Origin of the sequence: Desulfovibrio sp. JC010, from assembly GCF_010470675.1 — a bacterium.
Lineage (GTDB): Bacteria > Desulfobacterota > Desulfovibrionia > Desulfovibrionales > Desulfovibrionaceae > Maridesulfovibrio.
Window position 1 is genome coordinate 1 of sequence record NZ_VOIQ01000001.1, and the last position, 25,571, is coordinate 25,571.

Consider the following 25,571-nt stretch of genomic DNA (forward strand, 5'->3'; position numbering starts at 1 on the left):
ATCCCAAGCAACGGTTCGGGTTAGAAGAACAAAGCATGACGACCCAAGCTCCGGCACGGTCTTAAAAAACCAAGGCAAAATCGGTCTGCCATGCAAAATTACAACTGTTTAATTGGTTAAACAACGTCAATCAAGACGTACTAGGCAAATTCCTACCAGCCCTTATGGCTGAGGATATCCTTAACTTTTTCCTCGGTCTTTTCTTCCACGAGGATCATTTTCTTGGCCTGTGCTTTTTTGATCTTATCGGTCAGCACGTTGATGTCGGCGGGCTTCTCAACGAAATCCATTGCGCCGAGCTTCATGGCTTCGATGCCTTTTTCAACGGTGGCGTGACCGCTGAGCAGGATTACCTGCATTTCCGGACGTGACTTCCTGATATGCTTGAGTGCTTCGATACCGTCAATTCCGGGCATCTGGAGATCGAGCACGATTGCGTCGAATCCTTCGGCGTCTACTTTGTCGAGGGCATCCTGAGGATTGGTGCATGCGGTTACGTTCATGCCGCGAAGTTCCATGCGTTCTGCCAGACCTTCAACAAATTCCTTTTCATCATCAACCAGAAGTACTTTTTCTGCCATCTTTCTTCTCCACCTGCATGATGCAGTTTAAAGTAATTAAAACTTAAAATTTAATATGTTTACCTGCGGGTCTACGGCAACTTCAGCACCCGCTTTATCAGCAATTGATTCCAGTTCGGCCAATGCGTCTTCAGGCAAAGGAGCATTCAAGCCTGAAACATTCATCATGCATCCGCCATCAGCGGAAGCTACATCAATGCCGAGTTCACCATCTTTCCCGGCACTGTCCATGGCATACTCAAGTCCTTTGGCGATGAGCATCTGGGTGGTAAAGGGGTCACCCTTGCCCTTGGCCTGTTCGCCGTCCTTGAGGCTGACCGTCACGCATTTGCGTGAAGCCATGCGGGTCAGCAATGAAATAACCAGCGCGCAAAGTTCGCGGTAATCAACTTCACACACCGGCAGGTCCACACTGTGGGCGAACCGATTCATGTTCTTGATGATTCCGTCCCCCCGCTTGACCTGCCCCTGAATCTTCTCAGCCAGCTTGACCAGCCGTGCCGGATCCAGTTCCATGCCCTGCGCAGCCATTAATGAAAAATCCTGCAATAAGCCGGCATCTTCATTGATGATTGCCAGAACATTTTTGAGATCATGGGAAATAGCCGCGCTTATCTGCCCGAAAAATTCGAGTCCGTCACGGTCTTTTGGTATAGTTGATCCCATGCGCTTCTCCTTATGGATGTTATTTACAAGCCCAGAGCCAGATTAATTTTTTCCACCAGCTCTTCAATCTTCACAGGTTTGACCAGATAGCACTCGGCCCTGGCCGCGCCCGCGTTGTAGTCATCTTCCGAACCGTGCCCGGAAAGAAAAATGTATTTCATGCCTGCACGAACCTTTTCCAGTTCGGCCCGCAACTCCAGACCGGACATACGCGGCATTTTCACATCCAGAACCGCGAGGTCGTACTCGTTCTCTTTTACCTTTTCTATGGCCTCCGCTCCGGAGCAGACCCACTCGGCATCGAACCCGCGAAAGGAAAGCCTCTCAGCAAGAGCTGAAACCAGCTCGGACTCATCATCTACCAATAAAATCTTCATACTAACGACTCTCCCCACTCATATCGGGAACCTTGGGCAGTGAAAAACTGAACTCAGTGCCTTTCCCCAACTCACTCTGCACTCTCATCTCACCACCGAGGTCCTGCACCAGACCGTAAGTGATGGACAAACCCAGTCCTGTTCCGCCCGCCTGTTTCTTGGTTGAGTAAAACGGCTCAAAAATCCTTTTGAGATCAGCCGCCGGAATTCCGCATCCGTTATCCTTTACCGAAAAATGAACCAATCCGTTATCGCAGCGAACAACTTTGACCTGCAAGGCCCCACCGTCCTTCATGGCCTGAAAGGCGTTGTTGATCAGGTTCAAGAGCACCTGTTCCAGCTTGCCGCGATCGGTGACCACTTCAAAAATTTTATCGTCAACATCAACGCTGACATCAATACAGCGGTACTCGGCTTCCTTGTTCAGAAAACTCAGCACGGTGTCAATGACCTTGCGCGGATAGACCGGACGGAACTCCATGTCTGTCTGACGGGAAAATCCCAGCAGTCGCTTGGTGATACGTCCGCAACGCTCCACTGAACCGATAACGGAATCCACCAATCCCAGCAGACGGTCATCCGCCTCGTAGGCCTTGCTAAAGGTGAACAGGTCCTTAAGCAACCCGGCCTTCTCGTTGATGATGGCCAGCGGGTTGTTGATTTCATGAGCCACCCCGGCGGCAAGACGTCCGATGGAAGCCATACGGTTATGGTGCTCCATCTGCTGCAAAGCCTTGGAGCGGGTCATGTCCGCAATGTAAATACGCTCCACAAGATAGGATGCCACTGCCCACATAACTAAAATGATCAAGGCAACACTGACGATTGTGAACCATGTCACTGTATCGCGAGAACTCTGCCAGCCGCCCATGAATTCAGCTTCAGTCTTCACGTAGAGCAGCACAAAAGGTGTATGTTCGACATAGGCGTAGCCGAGCATGACCGGTTCGCCTTTGCGATAGGAAATTTCTTTAACTTTGGTGCGGAAGGATTTTTCCGGAAGCTCAAAACCGACTTTGGAAAAAATCTTCCCGTTCCATTTGGACGGAGTCTGGAGCACTCCTTCCCGGTTGACGAGAAAAGCATCTTCACCCTCTGAAAGATCAAGGGAAGTAAGAATACCGTTGAACTGAGTGGTATCCAGTGTGGCGCGCAGGATTTTGAAGCGATTCTTTTTCTCATCAAGCATATGCTTGACCGCAATAACAAGGTGCGGGCTGTCGCGGAAGCCCAGAAAGACTTCACTGATATAGATGCCCTTTTCCACGGTCTGCTTGAACCAGTCCTGTCCGGCATACTCGCGGCCTTCAAGTTTGTACGGGCCGACGTAGGCAACCTGTCTGCCTTCATTATTAATAACGCCCAGATCAACAAATCCGCCGAAGCTGTTCTTCAGGGATTCCAGCATCCCGGATAGCTTTTTGCGATCATCGAAGGAGCGGAAATCATGCAGTTCAACCAGCAGCTGTAATGCTGATTTCCGCTCCTCCAGAAAGTAGGATACCGAGCGGCGGGTGTTGGACGTGGTCCTTGCCGCCTCAAGGGTATTCTCAGATATGATCGCACTCCGGGTGACGCTGAAGTCAATGGAGGCCATGATCAGGATGGGAACAAGGGAAACCGCCACAAGGATTCCGAAACAAAGCTGCCAGATTCGCTTGTAGTCAAACAGCTGCTTGTACGGTCCTGCGGACTGAGTGTCCGCATCCCAGAATTCCGGTTTAAATATTCCCTTTATGTTCATGACCTGCCCCGGAGAGTTTATCGGTTAAGAGTTACGCGCCTTGGCGTAAGCATCCTTAAGGGTTTTACTGAGCACATCAATATCCACAGGCTTGTTCAGGTAAGCGAACGCGCCGAGATCCATACAGGTCTTGCGGTCGTCGTCGGAACCGTGACCGGTCAGGATAATGACTTCGATGCTGGGACGGTCGGACTTAACCCGGCGAAGAACCTCGATACCGTCGATGCCGGGCATCTTGAGGTCGAGGATCATTACTTCGGGCTCGTCATCCTGTACCACGTCAAGTGCGGATTCACCGTCGTAAACCACTGCGGAACCGAGATCGCGCAGCAGGAGTCGTTCAGACAGGGTTTTAACGAATTCACGCTCATCGTCAACCAGCAGCACACGGGAAGGCAGTTCGAAATCCATGCGGCGGTAGATGTCCGCTTCATAGAAGTCCTTACCGAAAGCCACTTCCACGCTCTTAACGCCTTCGATGGGTTCGGCGATTTCACGCAGGTCTTTTTCAAGACGCTCGACCATGAGCACTTTCTTATTGATGGAGAGGGTGACATTGCCGCTTGCCGCTTTAACGGTAACGTTATGTCCTTTGGAAACCAACTCAGTTTCAACGCTGGCGGCGAGCAGAAAATCCTGCACAGCCTGCTTGGAAGCTTCGGTAACTTCTACTGCGGCGTTGTTCAGCTGTTCCTTGATCAGGGCCACGGATTCGTCCGCCCCGGTTTTATCAGCAGGGATGACCATATCATAGAGGGAGGAAGCCCAGGGATCATTGCTCCCGGCAACTTCACGAACCCAGACGGTACGCTCTTCATCGCTCTGCTGAATTGCCTTTTCAGCTTCAACTTCGGAAATACCGGACTCGTTGCGAGCGGTTTCCATTCTCTTGGTCAGATCATCAATGATGCAGACCTTGAGAACATGGCTGATTTCCTGAGAAAGGAGCTGGGTAACCATACCGGAGACAAGCAGAGCCTGACCTTCAGCAAGTTTTTTGGCCAGAGCCAGACGCAGCCATGATACGGCGCGTTCCTTCTCATGGCTGAATTTATTGAAGATGGAAGTCTTGGGTGAAAAAGCCTTGTTTACAGCACTTTCACTCATCCCGCCGAGAGCGGCGGCATCGGCCACCAGATCGCTGTCGGTAACCAGCTTGAAATCGATATCATCGATCAAACGTTTTACAATGGCCTCTTCCTGGCAGAACAGACCGCTGAAGATAAACAGATCAGACATTAACAACCTCCACTAAGCGTTACCGCTGATACGGCAGTAAGTTGTGAGCGGGCAATCAGACTCGGCACCATCCTTGTGGGCCAGAGCGTGAGTCTTGCAGAGAGCGTCCTCAGTATCGGCATAAACATGATCCATTCCGATCTTTTCGAGCAGGTGGGTGCGTTCAAGCACAGCCATTACCGCCTCATTCACACCGGAAAGGGAGATGTCACGGCCACCGCTTCTTACGGTATCCACGATCAGGGAGAGTGCTTCCTCGCCGGATGCGTCAATGTCGTTGATACCGCTGCAGACCAGAATAATGTGTTTCAGGTTGGGCATGTCCATGATGCGGTCGGTGATCTGGTCTTCGAGGAAACTTGCGTTTGCGAAGAACAGGGGACCGTCAAAACGGACAACCGCGATGTGGTCGCATTCGCGCAGGCCGTGGATGCTGGCGTCGCGCAGGACTTCATCTTCACCCTTGGACAGGGCAGCAACACGGGGACGCATGCTCTTGTAGAGGAATACGCCAAGCGAAAGGGCCACACCGATCATGATACCCTTATCAAGGTGCGGTGCAAAGGCCAGAGTTGCAATAAATGAGATAATTGAGATAGCTCCGTCATATTTCTGGGCCTTCCATGCGTGGATGAAACCGGATGCGTTGATCAGCCCGATAACAGCCATCATGATAACAGCAGCCAGAACAGCCTGCGGCAGATGGTAGAGCAGCGGAGTGAAGAACAGCAAGGTTACAGCCACAATGGCGGAAGTAAAAACACTGGAAAGTCCGGTTACAGCACCGGCCTGCAGGTTGACTGCGGAACGGGAGAATGAACCGGAAGCGGGGTATGCGGAACCGCAGGCACCGAGCATGTTTGCAAGGCCCTGACCGATAAGTTCCTGGTTGGGGTCAAGTCTCTGGCCGGTTTTTGCAGCCATGGCCTTTGCAATGGAGATCGCTTCCATGAAACCGAGCAGGGAAATGATAATCGCAAAGGGAAAGAGCTTGAGGATAACTTTGAAGTCGAGGGTGGGAACAGCGATAGCGGGGAAACCGGAAGGAATGGTTCCGACAACCGCGCCGCCGCCCATCATTTTCAGGGAGGTGGTGTCGAGCACTTTGTTGCCGACTTTAATACGCCAGGTGCGACCATCGTCAGTCATGCCGTTGGGCACATTACCCTGCGCATAGAAAGCCATGGAACCGTCAGTCTGCTCTACTCCGCTGAAATGCATGGAGCGAAGGGCAAAGCGAAGCTCGTGAGCCTTATGTTTGAGCAGCTTGACCTGATAGTTGACCACAGCGATATCGTGTTCGGCATCGTAGTAGCCGATCTGGTTCTTTTCTGCCTTGGCCTTATCTTCAAGAGCAGCAATTTCAGTACGCTTGATTGCCAGATTCTCAATACCGGTGACGGCTTTGTTGAATTCAGCGATCGTGGTCTGAGCCTGCTGATCCTGAATGTGAGCCATATCGACCTTGGTATCATGGTTGAAGCCGGTGGCCCATGAAAGCAGGGTGGTAATTACAACCGCGCAAAGCACGTTGGGAATCTTGGGGTTGACCCGTTTAAGCCCGACCATAATGGCAAAGGCCAGTACCCCCATACCCAGTGTGGGTAGATGGGTATAGTGGATCGCGCCCTTGATAACCCTCATGATGGTTTCAAAATGCAGCTCGGCTTTGTCCACATAGACGCCGAACATCTTTGAAAGCTGGGAAGAAGCGATGATGATAGCCGCTGCGTTGGTGAAGCCGTTAACAACCGGGTGGGAAAGGAAGTTAACAACCAGTCCGAGGCGCAGAACGCCGAGCAGGAACTGGAAAACACCGACCAGCAGGGCCAGCAGCAGTGCGTAGGCGATATAGCCTTCACTGCCTGCGGTTGCCAGAGGTTCAAGGGAAGCTGCGGTCATAAGGGATACAACAGCAACGGGCCCGGTAGCCAGCTGGCGGCTGGAGCCGAACAGTGCCGCTACCATGGGCGGAAGCAGTGAGGCGTAAAGACCGTAGTAAGCAGGCATGCCCGCCAGCTGCGCATACGCCATGGACTGGGGAATAAGTACCAGTGCAACGGTCAGACCGGAAATAATATCCGCTCTGAAAGCCGCGCCGCTGTACTTTTTGAACCAGCCCAGAAAAGGAAAAATTCTAGTAAGCATGAGATAAACACCCCTAGTTAGGTTTCAACATCCTGCGGATTGACTCGATCAACTCATTGAACAGAGCTCCCGCATCGTAGAGATTAAAGTTCTTGAATCTCACTAAACCATCGACCATCGTGAATATGATGAGTGCAGTCTTCCGAGGATTGACCTCGCCGATGGAGCCATCATCCAACCCCTTTTGGATAGCCTGCTCAAAGAGAATGACCAGGCAATTATAGATAGCCACGAGGTTTTCCCGGAATTCAGGTCGGCTTTCGGCGAACTGATACAGGAAATGTCGGTGCAGAAGAAGAAACTGATACTCCATGCGTCCGGCCAGAAGGAGGTAAAACGCAACCACCTCTTCCATCTCTTCAATCCCGGTACCCGGCTCATGATGCTCCATGTGGGCCTCGAACTCCTCCAGTATACGATCCTTGGTTGCCTCAAGGATGGTCAGCAAAAGGTGCTCCTTGTTCTTGAAGTGATAAAAGATGGTCCCCTCCGCCGCTCCGGTCATCTTGGACAATTCCTGCATGGAAGTGTCTGCAAATCCTTTATTGGCGAAAAGGATGGTGGCAGCCTCCAGTATTGCCGCCTTCTTTTTGGACATCTTGGTCATTTGTTCTCCTTTCTACAAAAAACCGACTGAGCACTCAGTCGGAAACGAAAATAATCTGAATCCGGGTTCAATGTCAACCCGTCCATTTTTTCACAAACACCACTTAATTATATGCACAACTAATTGATTTATATAGTTTTTAGACGTCCAAAACACCTAAAAACACCATGATATTTTTTTCACATAGTTTAATTTTCATTTAAAAACTGAGTTAGCACTCGGTTTTTACTGACAATTTTTTTTATTTTATCAAGAAAAACTGAGTGTACACCACAAAAAAACTTTCGTTTCTCAAAAAAAAAAGCCCGGCCCTGCTTTCGCGGGACCGGGTTTTCAATCATCTATATATATGTAGGCTCTATTTAAACCCTTTCAGCACCCCGCCAAGCACCCTGAGGTACTCTTCCAGCATCTCCGGCTGGATGTCGGCCATATGACCTACACGGAAAATGGGGGATTCGCCCTGCTCTTCGAGTTCCTTGTTGATCTTGCCGTAACCGGGATCAAAAAGGTAACCGTGGCCGCGCATGAGTTCTTTCACTTCCTTGAGCTTATCGATGCTCATGTGCGAGGGTGTCTTGAAGGTGGTCAGGCTGGGGGAGCGGTGACCTTCCTGCGCAAAGAGTTCATAGCCGTCCATGGTTTCGGCCCATTTATGAGCGATAGTACGCATATCCTCGTGACGTTTAAAACGCCCCGCCACGGTCTCATCATTAACTATATAGTCAAGCTGCACGCACATCTGGTTGGCGAGGGTTCCGTTGGGCGTGGTCAGGGTCTGGTTGATTTTAGCCTTGCCGAACTGGGCAATGATGTCGGTGGTGTAGCCACGATTGCTAACAGTCTCAGCTTTAGCCAAAGCCTCCTCGCTGACAAAACCTATACCGTACCCGGCAGGCAGCCCCAATGATTTCTGCGTAGATGTGCAGTACATGAGCGGTTTACACTCATTTATTAATGTAAGTGCACCGCCGAAAATGGAAACCGCATCAATGATCGGCTGGGCACCATGGGCGCGGATCATTTCGCAAATCGCAACCACATCATTGATGACCCCGGTGGAAGTCTCATTATGGGTGAAAGTTACCAGATTAGGCTTGTGTCCCTTGAGTGCTTCCTCCAGTTTTTCCAGATCGATAGCACTTCCGTAAGGAAATTTCAGCTGTACCGCATTCTTGCCGTTGAGAACCGCTAGCTTGTGGTAAAGATCACCGAATGCGCCCACGGAAACATTGAGCACCTTATCGGAATCCGCAACAAGGGAGCGAATTGAGGCTTCAAGCACATTGGTGCCGGAACCATTAAAAATGACCGGGGTATACCCGTCAGGATCTCCGGCAATAGCCTTTAGATTGCGCATAATCGGTTCGAACCGCTTGGGATTCTCAGCATCCCGGTGCCCGAATTCAGGAAGAAGCCCGGCCTTACGCACTTCCTCGCGCAGAAGGATGGGGCCGGTGATAAAAAGTTGAAGTTCTGCAAAATCGTCACCGATCATTATTAGACCCTCTCTTTTCCAAATTTATTAATAATTGAGGTCGCTATTGCGAATTTCGAAATGTTTTTCAAGAAACAATCAAATATGAGAAATATGAAGGAAAAAATAATCATTCAGATAGCCTACTATGTCAAGCTTTATGCGCTCACAGCCCTTTACAATCGTTCCAGCGACCATTATATTCCCTCCTCTCTTCATATGAAGATGTCCCACCTACAAGACAAACAAAAACTATTCACGGTAAGATAATTATGCCTCAGTTAGGTCCCCATATTTCCATTCCCGCCGAAGCCCTGCTGCAACGGGTACTCGGCCTTGATCCCTTTGAATTTAAAGGCTGGCCCGAAGATGTTCGCACCCTTGCGGAATCCATTGCGGCAGAGCTTTTCCTTGTGCGTTACAACCCGTTCATCGATCCCGAACTGGTCCGTAAATCAGTATCGCGCACCCTGACCCTTGCCCGCCCTACCCTTTCCGGCGAATATCCGCAGCGTTTGACCCGCTCCGTGGAAAATTTCTGGCTCAAACAGGATGCGGACAAGGAATTCAAGGATCGCTTTATCGAAAAGATGAAAGAGATCCTGCCCGAGCACTGTATCGGACTTGATCCGCACACTGTGGTACAGTCCGCAACCGACGCTACCGACCTGCGTATCGAACTGCCCATCGCGGTGCTCTTTCCTGAAGATACCGAACAGGTCCGGGCCATCGTGCGCCTTGCCAATGAAATGCAGTTCGGCCTGATCCCGCGCGGCGGCGGAACCGGAGCAACCGGGGGCGCAATCCCGGCCCTTGACCGCACTGCCGTGCTTTCCCTTGCCCGCTTCAAGAAAATCCTCAGCGTGGATACCGACTCCATGACCCTCTGCGCACAGGCCGGGGTCATCACCCTTGACGCCATCAAGGCTGCGGACAAAAAAGGCGTGCTCTTCACCGTAGACCCGGCTTCCAAGGCCGGATCTTCACTGGGCGGCAATATCTCCGAAAACTCCGGCGGTCCTTTTGCTTTTGAATACGGCTGCACCATCGACAACATCATCAGCTACAAGATGGTCATGCCCAAGGGCGAACTCATTGAAGTGCGCCGCAAAGGACATCCCGGACACAAGATTTTTGCCGATGAGAACGCGACCTTTGAAATCTATGATTCCAAAGACCGTTTGATCGATACCATCGAGCTCACAGCCGAAGAAATCCGCACCAAGGGACTCGGCAAAGATGTCACCAACAAATATCTCGGCGGACTGCCCGGCGTACAGAAGGAAGGGGTCGACGGCATCATCACTGAATGCTGTTTCGCCCTTTACCCCAAGCAGGCCAATTCCCGTGTGCTCTGTCTTGAGTTCTTCGGACGTTCCATGCGCGACGCCATGCTGGTCATCAAGGATGTCGTTGCCCTGCGCGATACCATCCGCGATGAAGGCGACCTTGTAAAAATATCCGCGCTGGAAGAATTCGGACCCAAATACGTACAGGCCATCAAGTATGTAAAAAAATCCGAAAAATACGAAGGCGACCCCATTTCCGTACTCATCCTGCAGCTCGACTCGCAGGATGAGGCCGCATTGCAGAGCGCGGTGGACACCATCATTTCCATTGCCCAGCCCTACGACAATGTGGATATTTTCGCAGCCCGCGATGAAAAAGAAGCAGAGCTCTTCTGGGAAGACCGCCACAAACTTTCCGCAATCGCGAAACGCACTTCCGGCTTCAAGGTCAACGAAGATATCGTTATCCCCCTTGAAGTAATCCCGGACTTCTCAGACTTCCTTGAAGACCTGAACCTGATCTACCTTGCAAAAATCTACCGCCGCTCCCTGCTCTCCATCAAGGAATTGCATGGTTTCCCCATTGAGGAACCAAAAGTTGAACTGGCCCTTGAGCGGACCACCAACATCCTCAAAGGCAAGATTACCGGCAAGGACATGAGTGATCAGGAACTGGAAGGACAGGTCCACTATCTCTTTCAGGAACTGCGCGATGAATTCCCCAAGCTGGATTCCAGGATCAACAAGATTCTCAAAAAGCTCAAGGAACAGCGCATCATCATCGCCAACCACATGCATGCCGGTGACGGCAACTGCCATGTAAACATCCCGGTCAACTCCAACGACCCGGAAATGCTGCACAGTGCTCACGAAGCAGTGGACGATGTATTCAAGAAAGTTCTTGAACTCAAAGGCGAAGTCTCCGGCGAGCACGGTATCGGCATCACCAAGATCGATTACCTTTCCGAGGAAAAAATCGAGGCCATCAAAGCATACAAGCTCAAAGTGGACCCGCTGAACATCCTCAACCCCGGCAAGCTGACCCGCAGGAATCTTCCTTCTCCCGCCTACACATTCTCGTTCAACAGGCTTATCAACGACCTGAACAAGACTGCCATTAAGGATAAGGAACATCTGATGGAGCTGCTCCAGAACATCCAGACCTGCACCCGTTGCGGTAAATGCAAGCAGGTCTGCCCCATGTATTTCCCGGAGCAGGGACTCATGTACCACCCGCGCAATAAGAACATTGCGCTCGGCGCGCTCATCGAGGCCATCTACTATTCACAGGTCCAGCGCGGTGAACCTTCTCCGCACCTGATGACCAAGCTGCGCAAGATCATGGAGCACTGCACCGCCTGCGGACGCTGTACTTCAGTATGCCCCATCAAGATCGACTCCGCCGGAGCCGCTCTGCAGATCCGCTCTTTCCTTGAATACAAGGGAACCGGAGGGCATCCCATCAAAAACGCCGTGCTCGGTTTTGTAGCCAAGGACCCGCAAAGCAGGCTGCCCAAAGCCGCCAAGTTCCTGTCCCTGTCCGCAGGGCTGCAATCAAAGGCCATTGGGCTTGTTCCCGGCCACTGGCGCAGGCGCATTGAATCGCCCATGATTTCCAGCAAGACTCCGCCCATGGACTTCAAGAACCTTTCCGAGACCATCCAGCTCGATAAGGGTTCCATGTTCCTGCAGAACACCCCGGCACCGGACAGTGTTTACTACTTCCCCGGTTGCGGCGCATCCCTGTTCTCCAAGGACATCGGTATGGCGACCCTGTATCTGCTGCTCAAATCCGGCGTGAACGTTGCTATGCCCGCCAAGCATCTCTGCTGCGGCTACCCGCTGCTGGCCAGCGGTTGCGTTGAGGCATACAACACCAACCGCCACCGCAATATCAGCGATATTCAGTATCGCATCGCCAAGGCTTCCATCGCGGGCATGAAGGTTTCCACTCTCATCACCGCCTGCGGAACCTGCCGCGAATCCCTTGAGTCCTACGAATTCAGAGAACTGGGCTACGAACTCAAGCGCAGTGATGCCGTGCAATATCTGCTGCTGAATCCCGGCAATCTCAATTTCAACACCCTGAGCGGTGCGCAGGAAGTTATTTACCATGCCTCCTGCCATACCGAATGGACAGACGTGAAAAAGAACAAAGCCCCGGAAATGTACCGCAAAGCTGTTGCAGATATGATCGGTTCCGAGGTAACACTCTCCCCCGGCTGCTGCGGTGAATCCGGTCTCGGTTCCGTCACCAGCCCTGAAATCTACAACAAGCTGCGCGACCGCAAAGGCGGACAGCTCAAGGCCGATCTTCAGGGACACGACAAGACCACTCCGGTACTGGTCGGCTGCCCGTCCTGCAAAGTGGGTATCAAACGCAACATGCAGAATCTCAAGAAACAGAACCGCGTACTCCACACCGTGGAATACCTCGCGGAACTCATCGGCGGACCCAAATGGCGCAAAGATTTCAAAAAAGAACTCGAACGCGCTGTCCGTCAGGATGAACTTGTTTTGATATAAGTATGCCTTCGGCGCCCCTGCCGGGGGCCTTAAACCCTTTTTGAAAAAAGGGTTTAAGAATCCCAAAAACTTTTAATAGTTTTAATTTGTGATTTATATGAAAGCTCTCGGTATTGACTTCGGGACTAAGCGTGTTGGGTTAGCCATTACTGATCCGGATAAAGTTTTCGCTTTTCCGTACAAAGTAATGGAACGCACCACCCGCGACGCCATGTTCTCGGAGTTGCTTGAAATTATAGAAAATGAGAAGGTCGGTGACATCGTCATCGGCCTTCCCTTATCTCTGGACGGGGAAGATACTTTGACCACCCGGCAGGTGCGTAATTTTGCGGCCTCGCTGGAGCGCAGGGTAGACCTGCCCATCCATCTTGTTGATGAAAGACTAAGCTCAATTGCAGCTGAAGATGAAATGAAGGAGGCCGGACTTTGGGACCGGAAAAGAAAGAAGAATCTGGACAGTCAGGCAGCGAAAATAATTCTGGAAACGTGGCTCGCCCGAGCATAGTCCTGCGCTATGTCATGCCGACCATCGCCTTCGGGTGCATGGCTCTCATGCTGGTGGCAGGATGGTTCCTGTACCGCAACTGGACCTTCCTTAACGTTCCCCCGGAACTGGAAGGGCGCGAGATTCTTTTTACCGTTGAACCGGGCCAGCCCCTGTGGACCGTAGCTTCCGACCTTGCCAAGGCCGGGCTGATCACCGACGTTAAGCAGTTCCGCGAATACGCACAGGCACAGGACATGGCATCAAAAGTGCGGGCCGGAGAATTCAGGCTCTACTCCAACATGACCGCCCCGCAGGTGCTTGAGACCATCACTTCCTCATCCGGCATCATGCATAAGTTTTCCGTGCGTGAGGGACTCACATGGTGGGCCACAGCTGATAAAGCGGACAAATCCGGGCTGACCGACTACGCATTATTCAAGCAGGCGGTATCCGATCCGGCCCTGCTGGCAAAATATAAAATCCCGGCCAAGAATGCCGAAGGGTATCTTTTCCCGGAAACATATCTGCTGACCCGGCCCAAGAATGAGACCGGAAAAGTCATGGTAGAAACCATGCTCAAAGAATTCCGCAAGGCTGCAAACAAGGCTTGGGACGGTAAACTCCCTTCTCCAAAAGAAATCCATGATACCGTAATCCTTGCTTCTCTCGTGGAAAAAGAAACCGGGGATGTAAGCGAGCGGCGCACCATTGCCGGGGTATTCGCCAACCGCCTTGAAAAAGGCTACCTGCTGCAATGCGACCCGACCATCATCTACGGTCTGGGCGAGACCTTTGACGGCAACCTGCGCAAAAAACACCTGACCGACAAATCCAACCCCTACAATTCCTACCAGCACCGGGGATTACCCCCCGGCCCCATCTGCTCACCGGGCCTCGACTCGCTAAGGGCTGCCATCACCCCGGAAAAGCACAGCTACCTCTATTTCGTAGCCAAGGGCGACGGCTCACACTATTTCAGTAAGTCGCTGAAGGAGCATAATGCTGCTGTGAAGAAGTATCAGCTGCGGCGGAATCGGAAGACGTATCGGTCGTATAATTAGTCCATACAAATCTCACAAAAAAACGGACCAGAATAGCATGATTCTGGTCCGTTTTTAGTTGAAAAAAATTAAAAGTTTTTGGGATTCTTAAACCCTTTTGCAAAAGGGTTTAAGCCGCCGGAGGCATCTTATAGACTCCCCCGCGCCTCCGCTTCAGTCTCATACAGCGAAGCCATCTGGGTGATGCCCATGGAATCGAGCACGGAGCGGAAATTCTCGGACAGCCCGGCGATGTGGATGCCGCAGCCGCGGGTACGGGCCTTTTCCACCAGCTTGAAGAGAGAATCCATGGCTGCACCGTTGATGGAGGATTTTTCTTCGAAGACAAGCAGGAAATTACCCTTGGCTGTGGCTAGGGCCTCGTCAAAAACGTCCAGCAATAATCCTTCTGACTTGGAAGTCAGGTTACCGCTGACATTGATCACCGCGAGGTCATCTTCAAGGGTCAGGACGATATCCTTCTGCCTGCTGCGGGCAAATTCAATCCTGTCCGCGGAAAGTTTGAGGGCTTTTTCAAGCTCCTCGCGCTTGACCGGCTTATTGAGGAAGTCGGTGGCATCGAGGTTGAGAGCCTTGATGGCAAGCTCCATGTCACCGTGTCCGGTGATGACGATCACCTCGGAATCCGGAGAAATGGACTTAATTTTTCCAAGCACCTGAAGTCCGTCCATGCCGGGCATCTTAATATCGGTCATGACCAGATCGGGTTTTTCCGTATCAAAAAGGCTGATCCCGGCTTCGCCGTTCTCTGCTGTCAGCACCTCGTGTCCGTATGCTTTCAGCAGCATCTGGAACATGCTCAAGGTCGCTTTTTCATCATCAATTACAAGAATTTTGCTCACGCCCAACCCCTGAATATCCTGTCTATTTCAAGTTAAAACTTAATTATAATTTATTCCACCGGGGCAGCGGGAAAAGATATTATGAAAGAAGTTCCCTTTCCGGGTTCGCTTTCAATATCAATGCTGCCCTTGTAGTCTCTTACTATGCCATAGGTGATGGCAAGGCCCAAGCCCATGCCATATCCTACCTCTTTGGTACTGAAAAAAGGCTCAAAAATTTTATTGCGCACTTCATCAGTTATGCCCGCCCCGGTATCGGAAACCCGGACACAGACAAGCTCTCCATTTTCATAAGTATCTATGTTGATAAAATCCTCGCTGTCCACTCCGAGATTATCCCGTTTCTCGGCAATAGCGTCACGGGCATTGTTGACCAGATTAAAGAAAACCTGCTGCAAACGGTTATCCTCGGCAACCACCTTGGGAAGCCCTTCACCGAGATTCAGGCGGATGAATATATTCTGCAGCTCAAACTGCTTGGTAACCAGCCGCAGGACCCCGTTCACCGGAGCATTGATGTCCACCTTGTCGGTCTTGAAACCGGACTTGCGGCCGAAAGCACGCAAGGCACTGATAATCTCGGCTGCACGGTCCACCTGATTGCTGACCTCTTTGGCGACTTCCTCAAGCTGGGCGGCGGGAAGGTCACGTCCCTGCTCGGCCATAAGCGCGAGATATTCACTGCCCATCTTAATGGCATTGAGCGGCTGATTGACCTCGTGGGCCACCCCGGCGGACATTTCACCCAAAGATTTCATCTTAGCTGCCTGCACCAGCTGGGCATCCTTTTCAATGATCTCGGTAACATCGTTGACCGCCACAATCATGGACGGCTGACTCCGGTAAGTGATGGGGCAGGCATGCATGTTAACATACACAGGGCTGCCGCCCTTCCGGTAATGAATGATCTTGGGATAGTAGATGCAGCCGGAAGGCCCGCCGTACTCTGCAAAAGCGGTGATGCATTCCTCGTTTGCTTCCGGCCCGAGCCGCAGGAAATCCTCCCCGATCAGCTCTTTGCGTGAGTAGCCGTAAAGCTCAGTCACCCGCGGGTTGGCATCGATGATGGTAAAGTCATCACAGGAAACAACCAGCACCGGGTCCGGCCCGCTGTCGAACAGGGATTTATACTTTTCTTCAGACTCGCGCAGCTTACGACGGTAAAGCTTGATGGACCAGACCATATTGCGGAAACTGTCCGCCAGCTGAACCACCTCGTCGCCTTCACGCTTGTAGTAAAAATGGCAATCGCGGCACTGCTGCAGATTGGCCTGACCGTCCACATCGCGATTGTCCCCGTAAGTGGATAGATCAAAATGCCAGCAGGGAAAATCCGTATTGTAATAGGCCGGGCAATTGGAAGCATTCCAGTCCGTGCCCCCGGTGAGCAGATCGAGGCTGAAATCAAAATTACCCCGCGAAAGTTCATCGGAAACACGGGTCAGGGTACTCACCGGCTGGGTGATGTACTTCGCCAGACGGTGGCTGATTACAAAAATGATGACCACCACAAAAGAAATAAAACCGAGAAAGGTAAACCTGAGCGTTGAGACCAGCTGATCGATATGAATCTTGTTCAGTCCCACATGGACCGTGCCGATGCGGTAAAGCCCCTCTTTGATAGGAACGGCAATGTCGTAAGCGGAAGTTTTGCCCAGATCAATACGCCGGACAGACTTGATCTCCCCTTCCTTGATGGGGTTGGCAAGATCTAGTCCCTTGGGAAAAGGCTTGGTAAAGGTATGGCAAAGCACCTCTCCGTCTTTCCCAAGAATATAGATGTAGGTGATCAGGTGCTGCCGTTCACGCAGCTTGGCTTCTTCAAAAGCAAGGCTGAGCAGTTTGGGATAATCCTTATCGAGAATGTATCCGCCCCCACGCTCGGCAATTGAATAGGCAATGGCCACCCCGCGCAACTCCAGTTCCTTGGTCAGGGAGGAAACCAGTATCCAGCGGGCCAGTAAAGCAATGATGGCACTGATGATCAGGATAACCCCAAGGGTGGAAAAAAATATCTTGTTTTTGAGGGTCAGCCCGGAAAAACGTTCCACAAGCTCCTGCTTTGAAAAAAATCTCATTTCAAAGCCCCCTTCTTCAGTTCCGCCCAATCTCTGATGAGCTCGAATCTGCCATTCTTGAAACGGGTAAAATAAACTTTATCCATGCCCTGATGATCTCTGTTTCCGTAGGAAACGGTAATCCCCGGAGCTATCTCATATTTGTTCATGGACTCAATGGCTTTGATGAAAGCTTCCCGGCTGAGTTCACGCCCGCTGCGCTTCAAACCTTCCACCAGAATACGGGCATTGAAGAACCCTTCCAATCCTACAAGGCTGGGGGTATCCTGTGGATAATATTCTTTGAGCAGCCGGATGTAACTTGCTGCCTCTGAGCTGGAAAGATCACGGTCATCGGCAAAGGGCGGCACCACCTGCGACATGATGACCAGTTCATTTTCGGACTTGAGATTGCGGGCAAATTCACGTGCGCCCATGAATGATACAGTGTAGTAGGCCGGACTGACTCCTTCCGTATGCAGCCGGTTCATGAATTTGATACATGGTCCGCTGGTCCCGATCATGAAAACCGCTTCGGCCCCGGAATATTTGATCCGCTCAACTCCCTCATCCACATCAAGGGAACCACGGGTGTAGGACCCCCTTGCCACCGGCTCAAGATCATACTCTTTCAGGGCCAGTTCGGTCCCGGTCAGACCGTCAAATCCAAAGGCGTCATACTGGTAGAATACGGCAATCTTTGTAATTCCGAGATCTTCCACCATGTGGCGCACGGCCTCACGGGTTTCCTGATAATAGGAAGGACGGATATTAATGACATAGCGGTTGAACGGCTTGCGCAGGGCATCGGCCCCGGTAAACATGCCCAGCAGAGGGATACGCGCATCTTCCACCAGCGGAAGGACCTCAACAGTTGTCGGGGTTCCCACATAGCAGAACAAAGCGAAAATCTTGTCCTCGATGATCAGCTTCTGAGTGTTGATCAGACATTTGGGCGGATCATAGGAATCGTCATAGGCAATTACTTCCACCGTGCGTCCGTGGACCCCGCCGTTGGCATTGATATGTTTCAGGTAGGCCAATGCTCCGTGCAGGGTCTGGGTTCCCAGATAACTGGCATGCCCTTCGAGGGCCAGCGAGGCCCCGAACACCACTTTATCCGGGAGAATTCCCGCATTCTCACTTTCCTCAACCTCAATTGAAACAGTGCGCTCGCAGGCAATGAACAACAGAAATAAAACCAGTAATAGTATCTTTTTCATAACCTAATTTTCGTGTTCAGGATGGGCCAGACTCATGGCCATAACCGCCTGCCCCTTAAAGAGGGAACTCCGTTTCCGGGGCGGAATCTTCAGACTGCGCAAAAACTGAAAACTCAAACGGGTCATCCCCCGGCCCATGGCCTTCGCTGCCCGTACTTCAGCATAAATCAGGTGCGGCTGAAAAGTTTGACGTTTCGGCTGGTAGATCAGCATACACAGAATCACCTTGTCATTGCGGGAGATAGCATTTCCCCCCTCCCGAACTACTGCAGTCAAGGCGATGCCGCCTTTGGAAATATCAAGGACCTGCTCGGCTGAGGGGTTGGGAGTCTTGAATTTACGGTTGTCGATAAGTACGTCCGGCTCAGAACTGTCGAGTATATAATCAACATCGTAATCTTCAGCCTCAAGACGCCAGATCTTGACCTTGATGTAACGCTGGTCCGCAACCTTGCGCCGGGCAAAAACCCTGCGCTTGATAAAACCGAAAGAAGAACGACGGGTAATGACCATGCCTTTTTCTTCGGACTTGCTTTTCACCTGTCCGACAAAGGCATTGACCTTTTTCTTGTCCCGCATCATCTCGGGGAAAATACATTTAACCTGTGCGCCGGGCGCGAGAAGGTCTTCGCTGACCAGATCCTTGAAAGTCACAACCACGTCAAGACTCTCCACCCCGGCGGCGTTAACAACCGCCGCCAGAGAACGCTGCCCGGACCGTTCCACCAGAACATCCACCTGGGCCCGGCTCATGACCAGCTTATTAAGAATGTCTTCATCGCTTGTGACTTTCCATACCCCGTTGCCCGGAGCTGCATTTCGCGATACCCGTGCGCTTCCTTTTTCAGGCTTTCCTTCACCTTCCTCGGCGTCTACGCCCCAGGGTGTTTTTTTCAATAAAACAGAAAGAAATTTTTTAACCCCGTATTTACGCAACCAGTAAGCAAAAAGAAGCACCAGAACCACCGCCGACAGGACCATAAAAAAGGTCCTGACCTCATCCGGCATAGGCGGCAGGCCGTGAAAAGTATCCTGAATGGTTCCCAGGAATCTTGAATCAACCTTGGACTGTATCATAAAATAAAATCTGTTACGGAAATTAAAAGTTCTTTCATTCCTTTAACGACACACATTTACAGTTCAAAATATATTAATTCTTACAAAAGGTCACCACTGCATTAAGTGAGCATTTCCTTACTATTGATAACAGTATACACTACATTTAAGCAAAATTAATTAATTTTTATTTTCCTGAACCTACCCCTTGCCGAGTTTGAAAACAATATGTAAATATGATCACAATTTGGCAACAAAGAGGGGGGCGCATGGCCGGTAAGATTCTAGTTGTGGACGATGAAGTACACATCAGGATGCTTCTAGAGCAGACTCTGGAAGAACTGGAAGACGACTATGATGTTGAGCTGCTGACAGCTGAAAACGGAGAAGAAGGGCTCGATACGATCCGCGAGGAACGCCCGGAACTGGTTTTTCTCGACATCATGATGCCTTACATGAACGGCTATGAAGTCTGTCAGGCTGTGCGTGAAGATTCGAATCTTTCCAATGTTAATATCATCCTTCTCACTGCCAAAGGTCAGGAAGCCGACCGCAAACACGGCCTTGAGCTGGGTGCCGAACGCTACATGACCAAACCATTCGACCCGGACGAGATTCTTGAGGTAGCCAAATCAATTCTGAACATTGAGGACTGATGTTATCCCCATGAACACAGGACTGAATCCGGAAACACGGTTAAAAAGAATCATTAAACCCAAGAAGCTGAGAGCGTTTCTGGGTAAAGCCCTGCCGTTGCTTCCTGAAAATTCTGTGCTCTGCGTCTATATTGACGGCACCCCTATTTTCTGTGCTGAACCGATCTGCCACTCCTTTGAAGAAACCATCCTCAGTCCGGTAAAAAACCCTTCCGGTGATAATCTATGCCTCGGCGCGTTCATCCAGAACCGCGACAAACTTTGCGAACCGGAACTGAACCATATAAAATCTGTTCTGGAATTCACCGCCTTTTCCATCTCAAACTACATTGAATCCGAAACAGCCAGAAGGCTGATCGGCGAAGAGACCCTTTCCAAATACCGGGAACTGGCCCTGCTGCACCGTTCCATTGTGGAGCTGAATAATTCATTGCGGCTGAAAGATGTGATCACCGCCCTGACCAACGAATGCAAAACCTCCGCCCTGCCCGCTGAAATGGGTGCTGTCTACCTGCCGGAGGAAGAAGGGTTCACCATCTTTGACAGCTTCGGCAATTTCTCGGCAGACGAGCTGGAAAACCTTGTTGAATGCACTCTTTTCAAAGATATTATAGCCAGCCTGCGCGGTGAGATCATAAACGACGTAAGTAAAGATGACCGCTGCCGGGATAAACTTTCCGGCAATATCCGCTCCATGCTGATTATGCCCATTCCCTCGCCCAATGTCTGTGAGGGAGTCCTTGTGCTGACCTCTCCCGGAATGAATGCTTTCAACGCCGCCCATCTCAAACACGTAAGTACGCTTTCCTCGGTGGCCGGAATCTCCATCAGCAATGCCTACAACTTCGAATCCATCCGGGTGCTGATGGACGCCCTGCTCAAAGCACTGGCCGAAGCAATCGATGCCCGGGACCCGTTTACCGCCGGGCATTCCGAGCGTGTCGCCCACCTTGCGGTTTCGTTTGCACGGCAGATTTCACAGGACAATGAAAAATTCAAGCATATAGATTTCACGGATGAACAGCTGCGCGAGATATTCTATTCCGGAATTCTCCATGACATCGGCAAGATCGGCATCAAGGAAGAAGTGCTGACCAAGAAAACACGGCTGCCCAAATCCATGGTTGATGTCATCGGCATGCGTTTAAAACTCTTCGGCATCCACCATATGCACGAATGGGAAGACGATTACAAACGGATCAAGCAGATCAACTCCTCACTCAGTCCGGCACAGGATGACCTTGATTTTGTGGATTCCATGAGCTCCATGAAATTCAAGGTCAACGGCTCCACCATCCACATGCTTCATCCAGATGAAAGGGAATGCCTGACCGTGCGGCGCGGGAACCTGACCGCAGAAGAACGCATGGAAATCGAACGACACCCCGCAGAAAGCAAAAGAATACTTGAACACATTCCCTTTCAGGACGACCTGTCCCAGTTGCTGACCATCATCGGCCAGCACCATGAAAGACTGGACGGTTCCGGGTATCCCGAAGGTCTTGCCGGCGATGAAATTCTCATCCAAAGCCGAATTCTGGCCATTGTGGATATCTATGACGCCATCACTCAGGAACGCCACTACAAACCGGCCACACCGCAGGAAAGGGCTTTAAAAATACTCGCCCTTGAAGCCGGGGAAGGCAAGCTGGACAGCACACTGGTGGACCTGTTCATTAATAATATTTCCGAAATTGAAAACGGGGCGGAATCAATCGACCTTGACCGCCCGGTATCAACTAGATTCTGCAAGATACCTCGCGGTAGTATGAATTAATTTTTTGCTCTGGGAATTTACGGTATGAACAAAGTCTTCTCACTGCTCGTTATGTTCCTGCTCTCAATCACGCTGTTCTGCTCTCCGGCTGCAGCCCAAGAAAACAGACCTTTCCTGCTCGGAATGTCAGCAGCCTTTACCGGTCCCAGTAAAGGATTGGGGATTGAGCTTTACCGGGGTTCAAAGGCATATTTTGACCGCATCAACCAGCAAGGCGGCATAAATGGCCGTAAGGTGGTCATCAAATACATGGATGACGGCTACAACCCCGAACCGGCCATCCGCAATACCATCAAGCTGATTGAAAAAGACGGGGTGGACTGCCTTTTCAACTATGTAGGCACACCGACTGTCACCCGCGTGCTCCCGGTCATCAAGCATTTCAATTCGCAGGAACCGGAATATCTTTTCTTCCCCTTCACCGGAGCCCAGCCGCAACGCGAATTTCCCTATGAAGAATATGTTTTCAACCTGCGGGCTTCCTACCGGCAGGAAACATGGGGTCTGGTCCATAATCTTTATATGATCGGACGCCAGCGCATTGCCGTATTCTATCAGGCTGACGCCTACGGCAGATCCGGCTGGGACGGAATCCGCAAGGCCCTGACTGAAAAGGATTTAAGCATTGTTGCTGAAGCCACCTACAGACGAGGCAGCTCATTCAGAGAATCCATGAAAGAACAGGTGGAAATCATAAACAGAGGCAGGCCGGACGCCATTATCGCTGTAGGGGCTTATGAAGCCTGCGCTGCTTTTATCCGCGATACCCGTGATGCCGGAATAGACGTGCCCATCTGCAACCTATCTTTTGTGGGCAGTGAGAACATGCTCGGACTGCTGACCGGGCTGGGCAAGAAAACAGGCAAGGATTATACCGAGAGCCTTATCAACTCCCAGACAGTACCCAGCTACGAGGATACCAGCCTGACCGCTGTCCGGGAATACCGGGAACTCATGGCGGAAAACCCACCGCCTCCGGAAGGGTTCGGCAAAGATTACCAGCTCCAGAAGTACAGCTTCACCAGCTTTGAAGGGTACCTTAATGCCAAGGTCATGGCCCGCATTCTGGAACGGGTGACCCTGCCCCAGTATCAGGGCAATATTTACGCTGCAACCCTGTCCATCCGTAATCTGGACATTGGAATCGGGACCGATGTGAACTTCGGACGCGGCAAGCATCAGGGCCTTGACGAAGTCTATTATTCAACTGTTTCGGACGGTAAATTCGTCCCTCTTAAAGACTGGAAGAGGTGGAGCAAATGAAGATGAGAATGTCTAAAATTTTCCAGAAGACCCTGCTTCTGAACTTCGTCCTCTTCGGTGTAATTTCAACTTCAATGTCTCTTGTCTCGGCCTTGACCCTGCACGACCACATGGTGAACGAATATATAAGCAAGGGTAAAGCCATTGCCAGCAGCATAGCCAGTTCCAGCGTGGAAATCCTGCTCAACAGGGATGCCTCCACCATTCAGTCTATGATCGACCAGTTCAAGGACAGCGACGGGGCAGCCTACGTTTACGTTCAGGATTCCAACGGAGATATTGTTTCGCATACTTTCGTGCCTGAAGTTCCTGAGATACTGGGCGGAACCAGCATCCATCCCAAAACCATTTCCATCCGTGAACTGGAGGTTCCCGGAACCGGGGATGTCATCGACATAACCAAACCGATTCTGGCCGGGATGGCCGGGTACGTTCATGTAGGCATGGATAAAGGAATTATTAATAAATATGTCTGGGCAGCCATTGCCAAGCTGCAGATTGTCATGTTCTTCATTTTCTGGGGCAGCGTTTTCATTTTGTATATGATGGTTAAACGCATTTCCGAACCGCTCAACCAGCTTACTGAATACGCCAAGAAATTATCCGACCATGATTTCACCGCCGATATCGAAATTACATCCAAAGACGAAATCGGGCTGCTGGCCGGAACCATGAAAAATATGGCCGATGAATTAACCACCCTCATTTCCGGTCTGGAACGGGCGGTGAACAACGCCACCAGTGAACTGCAGGACACCCTGACCTATATGGAAGTCATCATGGACAACCTTGCGGACGGACTGCTGGTTGTGGATATCAACGGTAAGATATCCGTGACCAACCCCGCCCTTGGAGAGTTGTTCGGGGTGACTGAAGATGAAATCAGGGACAAACAGCTGACCAATTTCTTTCCCGAAGAAATGACCAACCTCTTCGAACTGGTCAAAGGGAGTGAACACGAAGTTTTTTCCGCAGAGATACACCTGCCCGGCCGCAAGACAGGCAAGGCAGTAGCCACCCCAATCCACAAACTTGATGACAATGACGGCATAAAAGTATGCCTTGGTGTGGTAATCCTTGTCCGCGATATCACTTATGAAAAAGAAGTGGATAACCTGAAGACGGACTTCATCTCCACAGTTTCCCATGAGCTGCGCACACCCATGACTTCTATTCTGGGATTTGCAAAAATCATCAAGAAGAAGCTTGAAAAGTCGGTTTTCCCCATCTGTGAAGCACCCGACAAAAAAACCGAACGGGCCATCAATCAGGTGCAGGACAACATCGGCATCATTGTTTCCGAAGGCCAGCGGCTGACTGAACTTATCAACGATGTGCTCGACATCGCCAAGATGGAATCCGGTAAAATTGACTGGAAAAAGGTCCCCATCGACATTACGGAGGTAATCGACACTTCAATCCAGACGACTACCCCGCTCTGGAAACCGCAGAACCTGGAAATGATGGTGGATGTGGATGAAAACATGCCCACCATGTACGGAGACAGGGACAGGGTCATGCAGGTTCTGGTCAACCTCATCTCAAATGCCGTAAAATTCACGGATTCCGGCTCCATCACCTGCACAGCCCGCGCTCACGATGATGAAATCATGGTCAGCGTCAGTGATACCGGGAGCGGTATCTCTCCCGAAGACCAGAAAAAAATATTCGAACGATTCAAGCAGGCCGGGGACACCCTGACCGGAAAACCGAAAGGAACCGGGCTGGGGCTGCCCATCTGCAAGCAGATTGTCGACCACCACAAAGGACGCATCTGGGTGGACAGCAAGCTCGGCGACGGAAGTTCCTTTCATTTCACACTGGCAATCGACACCCCGGATCAGGAAATCCCGGTTCCGGCATCAGTCCCCAAAGCAGTACACAGGCAGCCTACCCCCGGAAGCTCCAACAGTCCGCTGATCATGGTAGCTGACGATGACCCGGCCCTGAACGAATTCCTCTCACAGGTTCTGGAAGAAGAAGGCTACCGGATCATCACGGTTACCAACGGTCAGGAAGCAGTGGACACCGCCAAAACCCGCATGCCGCAACTGATCACCATGGACCTGAAGATGCCCATAATGAACGGGGATCAGGCCATTGCCGCCCTGCGTCAGGACCCCTCAACACGGCATATCCCGGTCATCGTCATCAGTGCTCTGGCAGAAGGTCAACAGGCCGGGGGAGACGCAGCCCTGATCAAACCCATCGACGAAAAACGGCTGGTGGAAACCATCCACGGACTGCTGCAGGAAGATCTGATCATGTCTGATCCGTGCATGGTGCTGGGCAAGGAAAATGAACCGCCAACGGAAAACCTGCTGGTAATCTGTCCGGGCAAAATCAATTACTGCCCGCCCTCAGACCTCTGGACCCGTGTGTCTTCCGGTTTTAAGGGCACCATTTTTATCACTGCTGAACTGAGCAGCAACCTTGATCTGGACCGCCTTTCACAAACCCCTGACGTACAGATTGTTATTTTACCGGAAAGCTGA

19 protein-coding genes are annotated in these 25,571 nt (G+C 51.2%); 7 read left to right on the forward strand and 12 right to left on the reverse strand.

What is annotated here, in order from left to right; all coding sequences use genetic code 11:
- Positions 1-152: 152 nt before the first annotated feature.
- The 8 genes from FMR86_RS00005 to FMR86_RS00040 form a co-directional block, all read right to left on the reverse strand.
- Entirely contained in the window at positions 153-581 is a 429-nt protein-coding gene (locus tag FMR86_RS00005) for a response regulator (protein ID WP_163349022.1), read from the reverse strand.
- A 36-nt stretch (positions 582-617) separates the two neighbouring features.
- Positions 618-1,247 carry a HAMP domain-containing histidine kinase gene (locus FMR86_RS00010; RefSeq protein ID WP_163349023.1) on the reverse strand — a complete coding sequence of 210 codons (630 nt, stop codon included), beginning with the start codon at positions 1,245-1,247 and terminating at the stop codon, positions 618-620.
- 23 nt (positions 1,248-1,270) lie between these two features.
- On the reverse strand, positions 1,271-1,624 hold the full coding sequence (locus tag FMR86_RS00015) for a response regulator transcription factor (protein WP_163349024.1): 354 nt from the start codon (positions 1,622-1,624) through the stop codon (positions 1,271-1,273).
- 1 nt (position 1,625) lies between these two features.
- On the reverse strand, positions 1,626-3,368 hold the full coding sequence (locus FMR86_RS00020) for a PAS domain-containing sensor histidine kinase (protein WP_163349025.1): 1,743 nt from the start codon (positions 3,366-3,368) through the stop codon (positions 1,626-1,628).
- 24 nt (positions 3,369-3,392) lie between these two features.
- Complete coding sequence (locus FMR86_RS00025) at positions 3,393-4,607, reverse strand: response regulator (RefSeq protein WP_163349026.1); 1,215 nt, start codon at positions 4,605-4,607, stop codon at positions 3,393-3,395.
- A gap of 12 nt (positions 4,608-4,619) precedes the next feature.
- Positions 4,620-6,755: a SulP family inorganic anion transporter gene (locus tag FMR86_RS00030; RefSeq protein ID WP_163349027.1), complete on the reverse strand. Its 2,136-nt coding sequence runs from the start codon at positions 6,753-6,755 to the stop codon at positions 4,620-4,622.
- 13 nt (positions 6,756-6,768) lie between these two features.
- Complete coding sequence (locus tag FMR86_RS00035) at positions 6,769-7,362, reverse strand: TetR/AcrR family transcriptional regulator (RefSeq protein ID WP_163349028.1); 594 nt, start codon at positions 7,360-7,362, stop codon at positions 6,769-6,771.
- 358 nt (positions 7,363-7,720) lie between these two features.
- Complete coding sequence (locus tag FMR86_RS00040; RefSeq protein ID WP_163349029.1) at positions 7,721-8,860, reverse strand: alanine--glyoxylate aminotransferase family protein; 1,140 nt, start codon at positions 8,858-8,860, stop codon at positions 7,721-7,723.
- A 251-nt stretch (positions 8,861-9,111) separates the two neighbouring features.
- On the opposite strand from FMR86_RS00040, the gene FMR86_RS00045 reads away from it, so the two are divergent.
- From FMR86_RS00045 to mltG, 3 genes are all read left to right on the forward strand, one after another.
- Positions 9,112-12,654, forward strand: a complete 3,543-nt coding sequence (locus tag FMR86_RS00045; protein WP_163349030.1) for an FAD-binding and (Fe-S)-binding domain-containing protein — start codon at positions 9,112-9,114, stop codon at positions 12,652-12,654.
- 97 nt (positions 12,655-12,751) lie between these two features.
- Complete coding sequence (ruvX, locus tag FMR86_RS00050; protein ID WP_163349031.1) at positions 12,752-13,159, forward strand: Holliday junction resolvase RuvX; 408 nt, start codon at positions 12,752-12,754, stop codon at positions 13,157-13,159.
- Positions 13,081-14,202, forward strand: a complete 1,122-nt coding sequence (gene mltG / locus FMR86_RS00055; protein ID WP_239057097.1) for an endolytic transglycosylase MltG — start codon at positions 13,081-13,083, stop codon at positions 14,200-14,202. The genes ruvX and mltG overlap by 79 nt, the downstream gene beginning before the upstream one ends.
- Positions 14,203-14,330: 128 nt before the next feature.
- On the opposite strand, the gene FMR86_RS00060 is transcribed toward mltG, so the two are convergent.
- The 4 genes from FMR86_RS00060 to FMR86_RS00075 are packed head-to-tail and all read right to left on the reverse strand — an operon-like array spanning position 14,331 to position 19,401.
- Entirely contained in the window at positions 14,331-15,044 is a 714-nt protein-coding gene (locus tag FMR86_RS00060; RefSeq protein ID WP_163349032.1) for a response regulator, read from the reverse strand.
- A gap of 50 nt (positions 15,045-15,094) precedes the next feature.
- Positions 15,095-17,122, reverse strand: a complete 2,028-nt coding sequence (locus FMR86_RS00065) for an ATP-binding protein (RefSeq protein ID WP_163349033.1) — start codon at positions 17,120-17,122, stop codon at positions 15,095-15,097.
- Positions 17,119-18,324 (reverse strand): ABC transporter substrate-binding protein, encoded by a 1,206-nt coding sequence (locus FMR86_RS00070; RefSeq protein ID WP_163349034.1) that lies wholly within the window; start codon positions 18,322-18,324, stop codon positions 17,119-17,121. The genes FMR86_RS00065 and FMR86_RS00070 overlap by 4 nt, the downstream gene beginning before the upstream one ends.
- 3 nt (positions 18,325-18,327) lie before the next feature.
- Positions 18,328-19,401, reverse strand: a complete 1,074-nt coding sequence (locus tag FMR86_RS00075; RefSeq protein WP_163349035.1) for a hypothetical protein — start codon at positions 19,399-19,401, stop codon at positions 18,328-18,330.
- A 248-nt stretch (positions 19,402-19,649) separates the two neighbouring features.
- Between FMR86_RS00075 and FMR86_RS00080 the strand changes: the two genes are divergently transcribed.
- Genes FMR86_RS00080 through FMR86_RS00095 form a run of 4 tightly spaced genes read left to right on the forward strand, consistent with a single transcriptional unit; the run spans position 19,650 to position 25,571 of the window.
- Positions 19,650-20,036 carry a response regulator transcription factor gene (locus FMR86_RS00080; RefSeq protein ID WP_163349036.1) on the forward strand — a complete coding sequence of 129 codons (387 nt, stop codon included), beginning with the start codon at positions 19,650-19,652 and terminating at the stop codon, positions 20,034-20,036.
- Positions 20,037-20,046: 10 nt separating this feature from the next.
- Entirely contained in the window at positions 20,047-21,813 is a 1,767-nt protein-coding gene (locus tag FMR86_RS00085; protein ID WP_163349037.1) for an HD-GYP domain-containing protein, read from the forward strand.
- Between the two features lie 24 nt (positions 21,814-21,837).
- Positions 21,838-23,076 carry an ABC transporter substrate-binding protein gene (locus FMR86_RS00090; protein WP_163349038.1) on the forward strand — a complete coding sequence of 413 codons (1,239 nt, stop codon included), beginning with the start codon at positions 21,838-21,840 and terminating at the stop codon, positions 23,074-23,076.
- A 2-nt stretch (positions 23,077-23,078) separates the two neighbouring features.
- Positions 23,079-25,571, forward strand: a complete 2,493-nt coding sequence (locus FMR86_RS00095; RefSeq protein ID WP_239057098.1) for an ATP-binding protein — start codon at positions 23,079-23,081, stop codon at positions 25,569-25,571.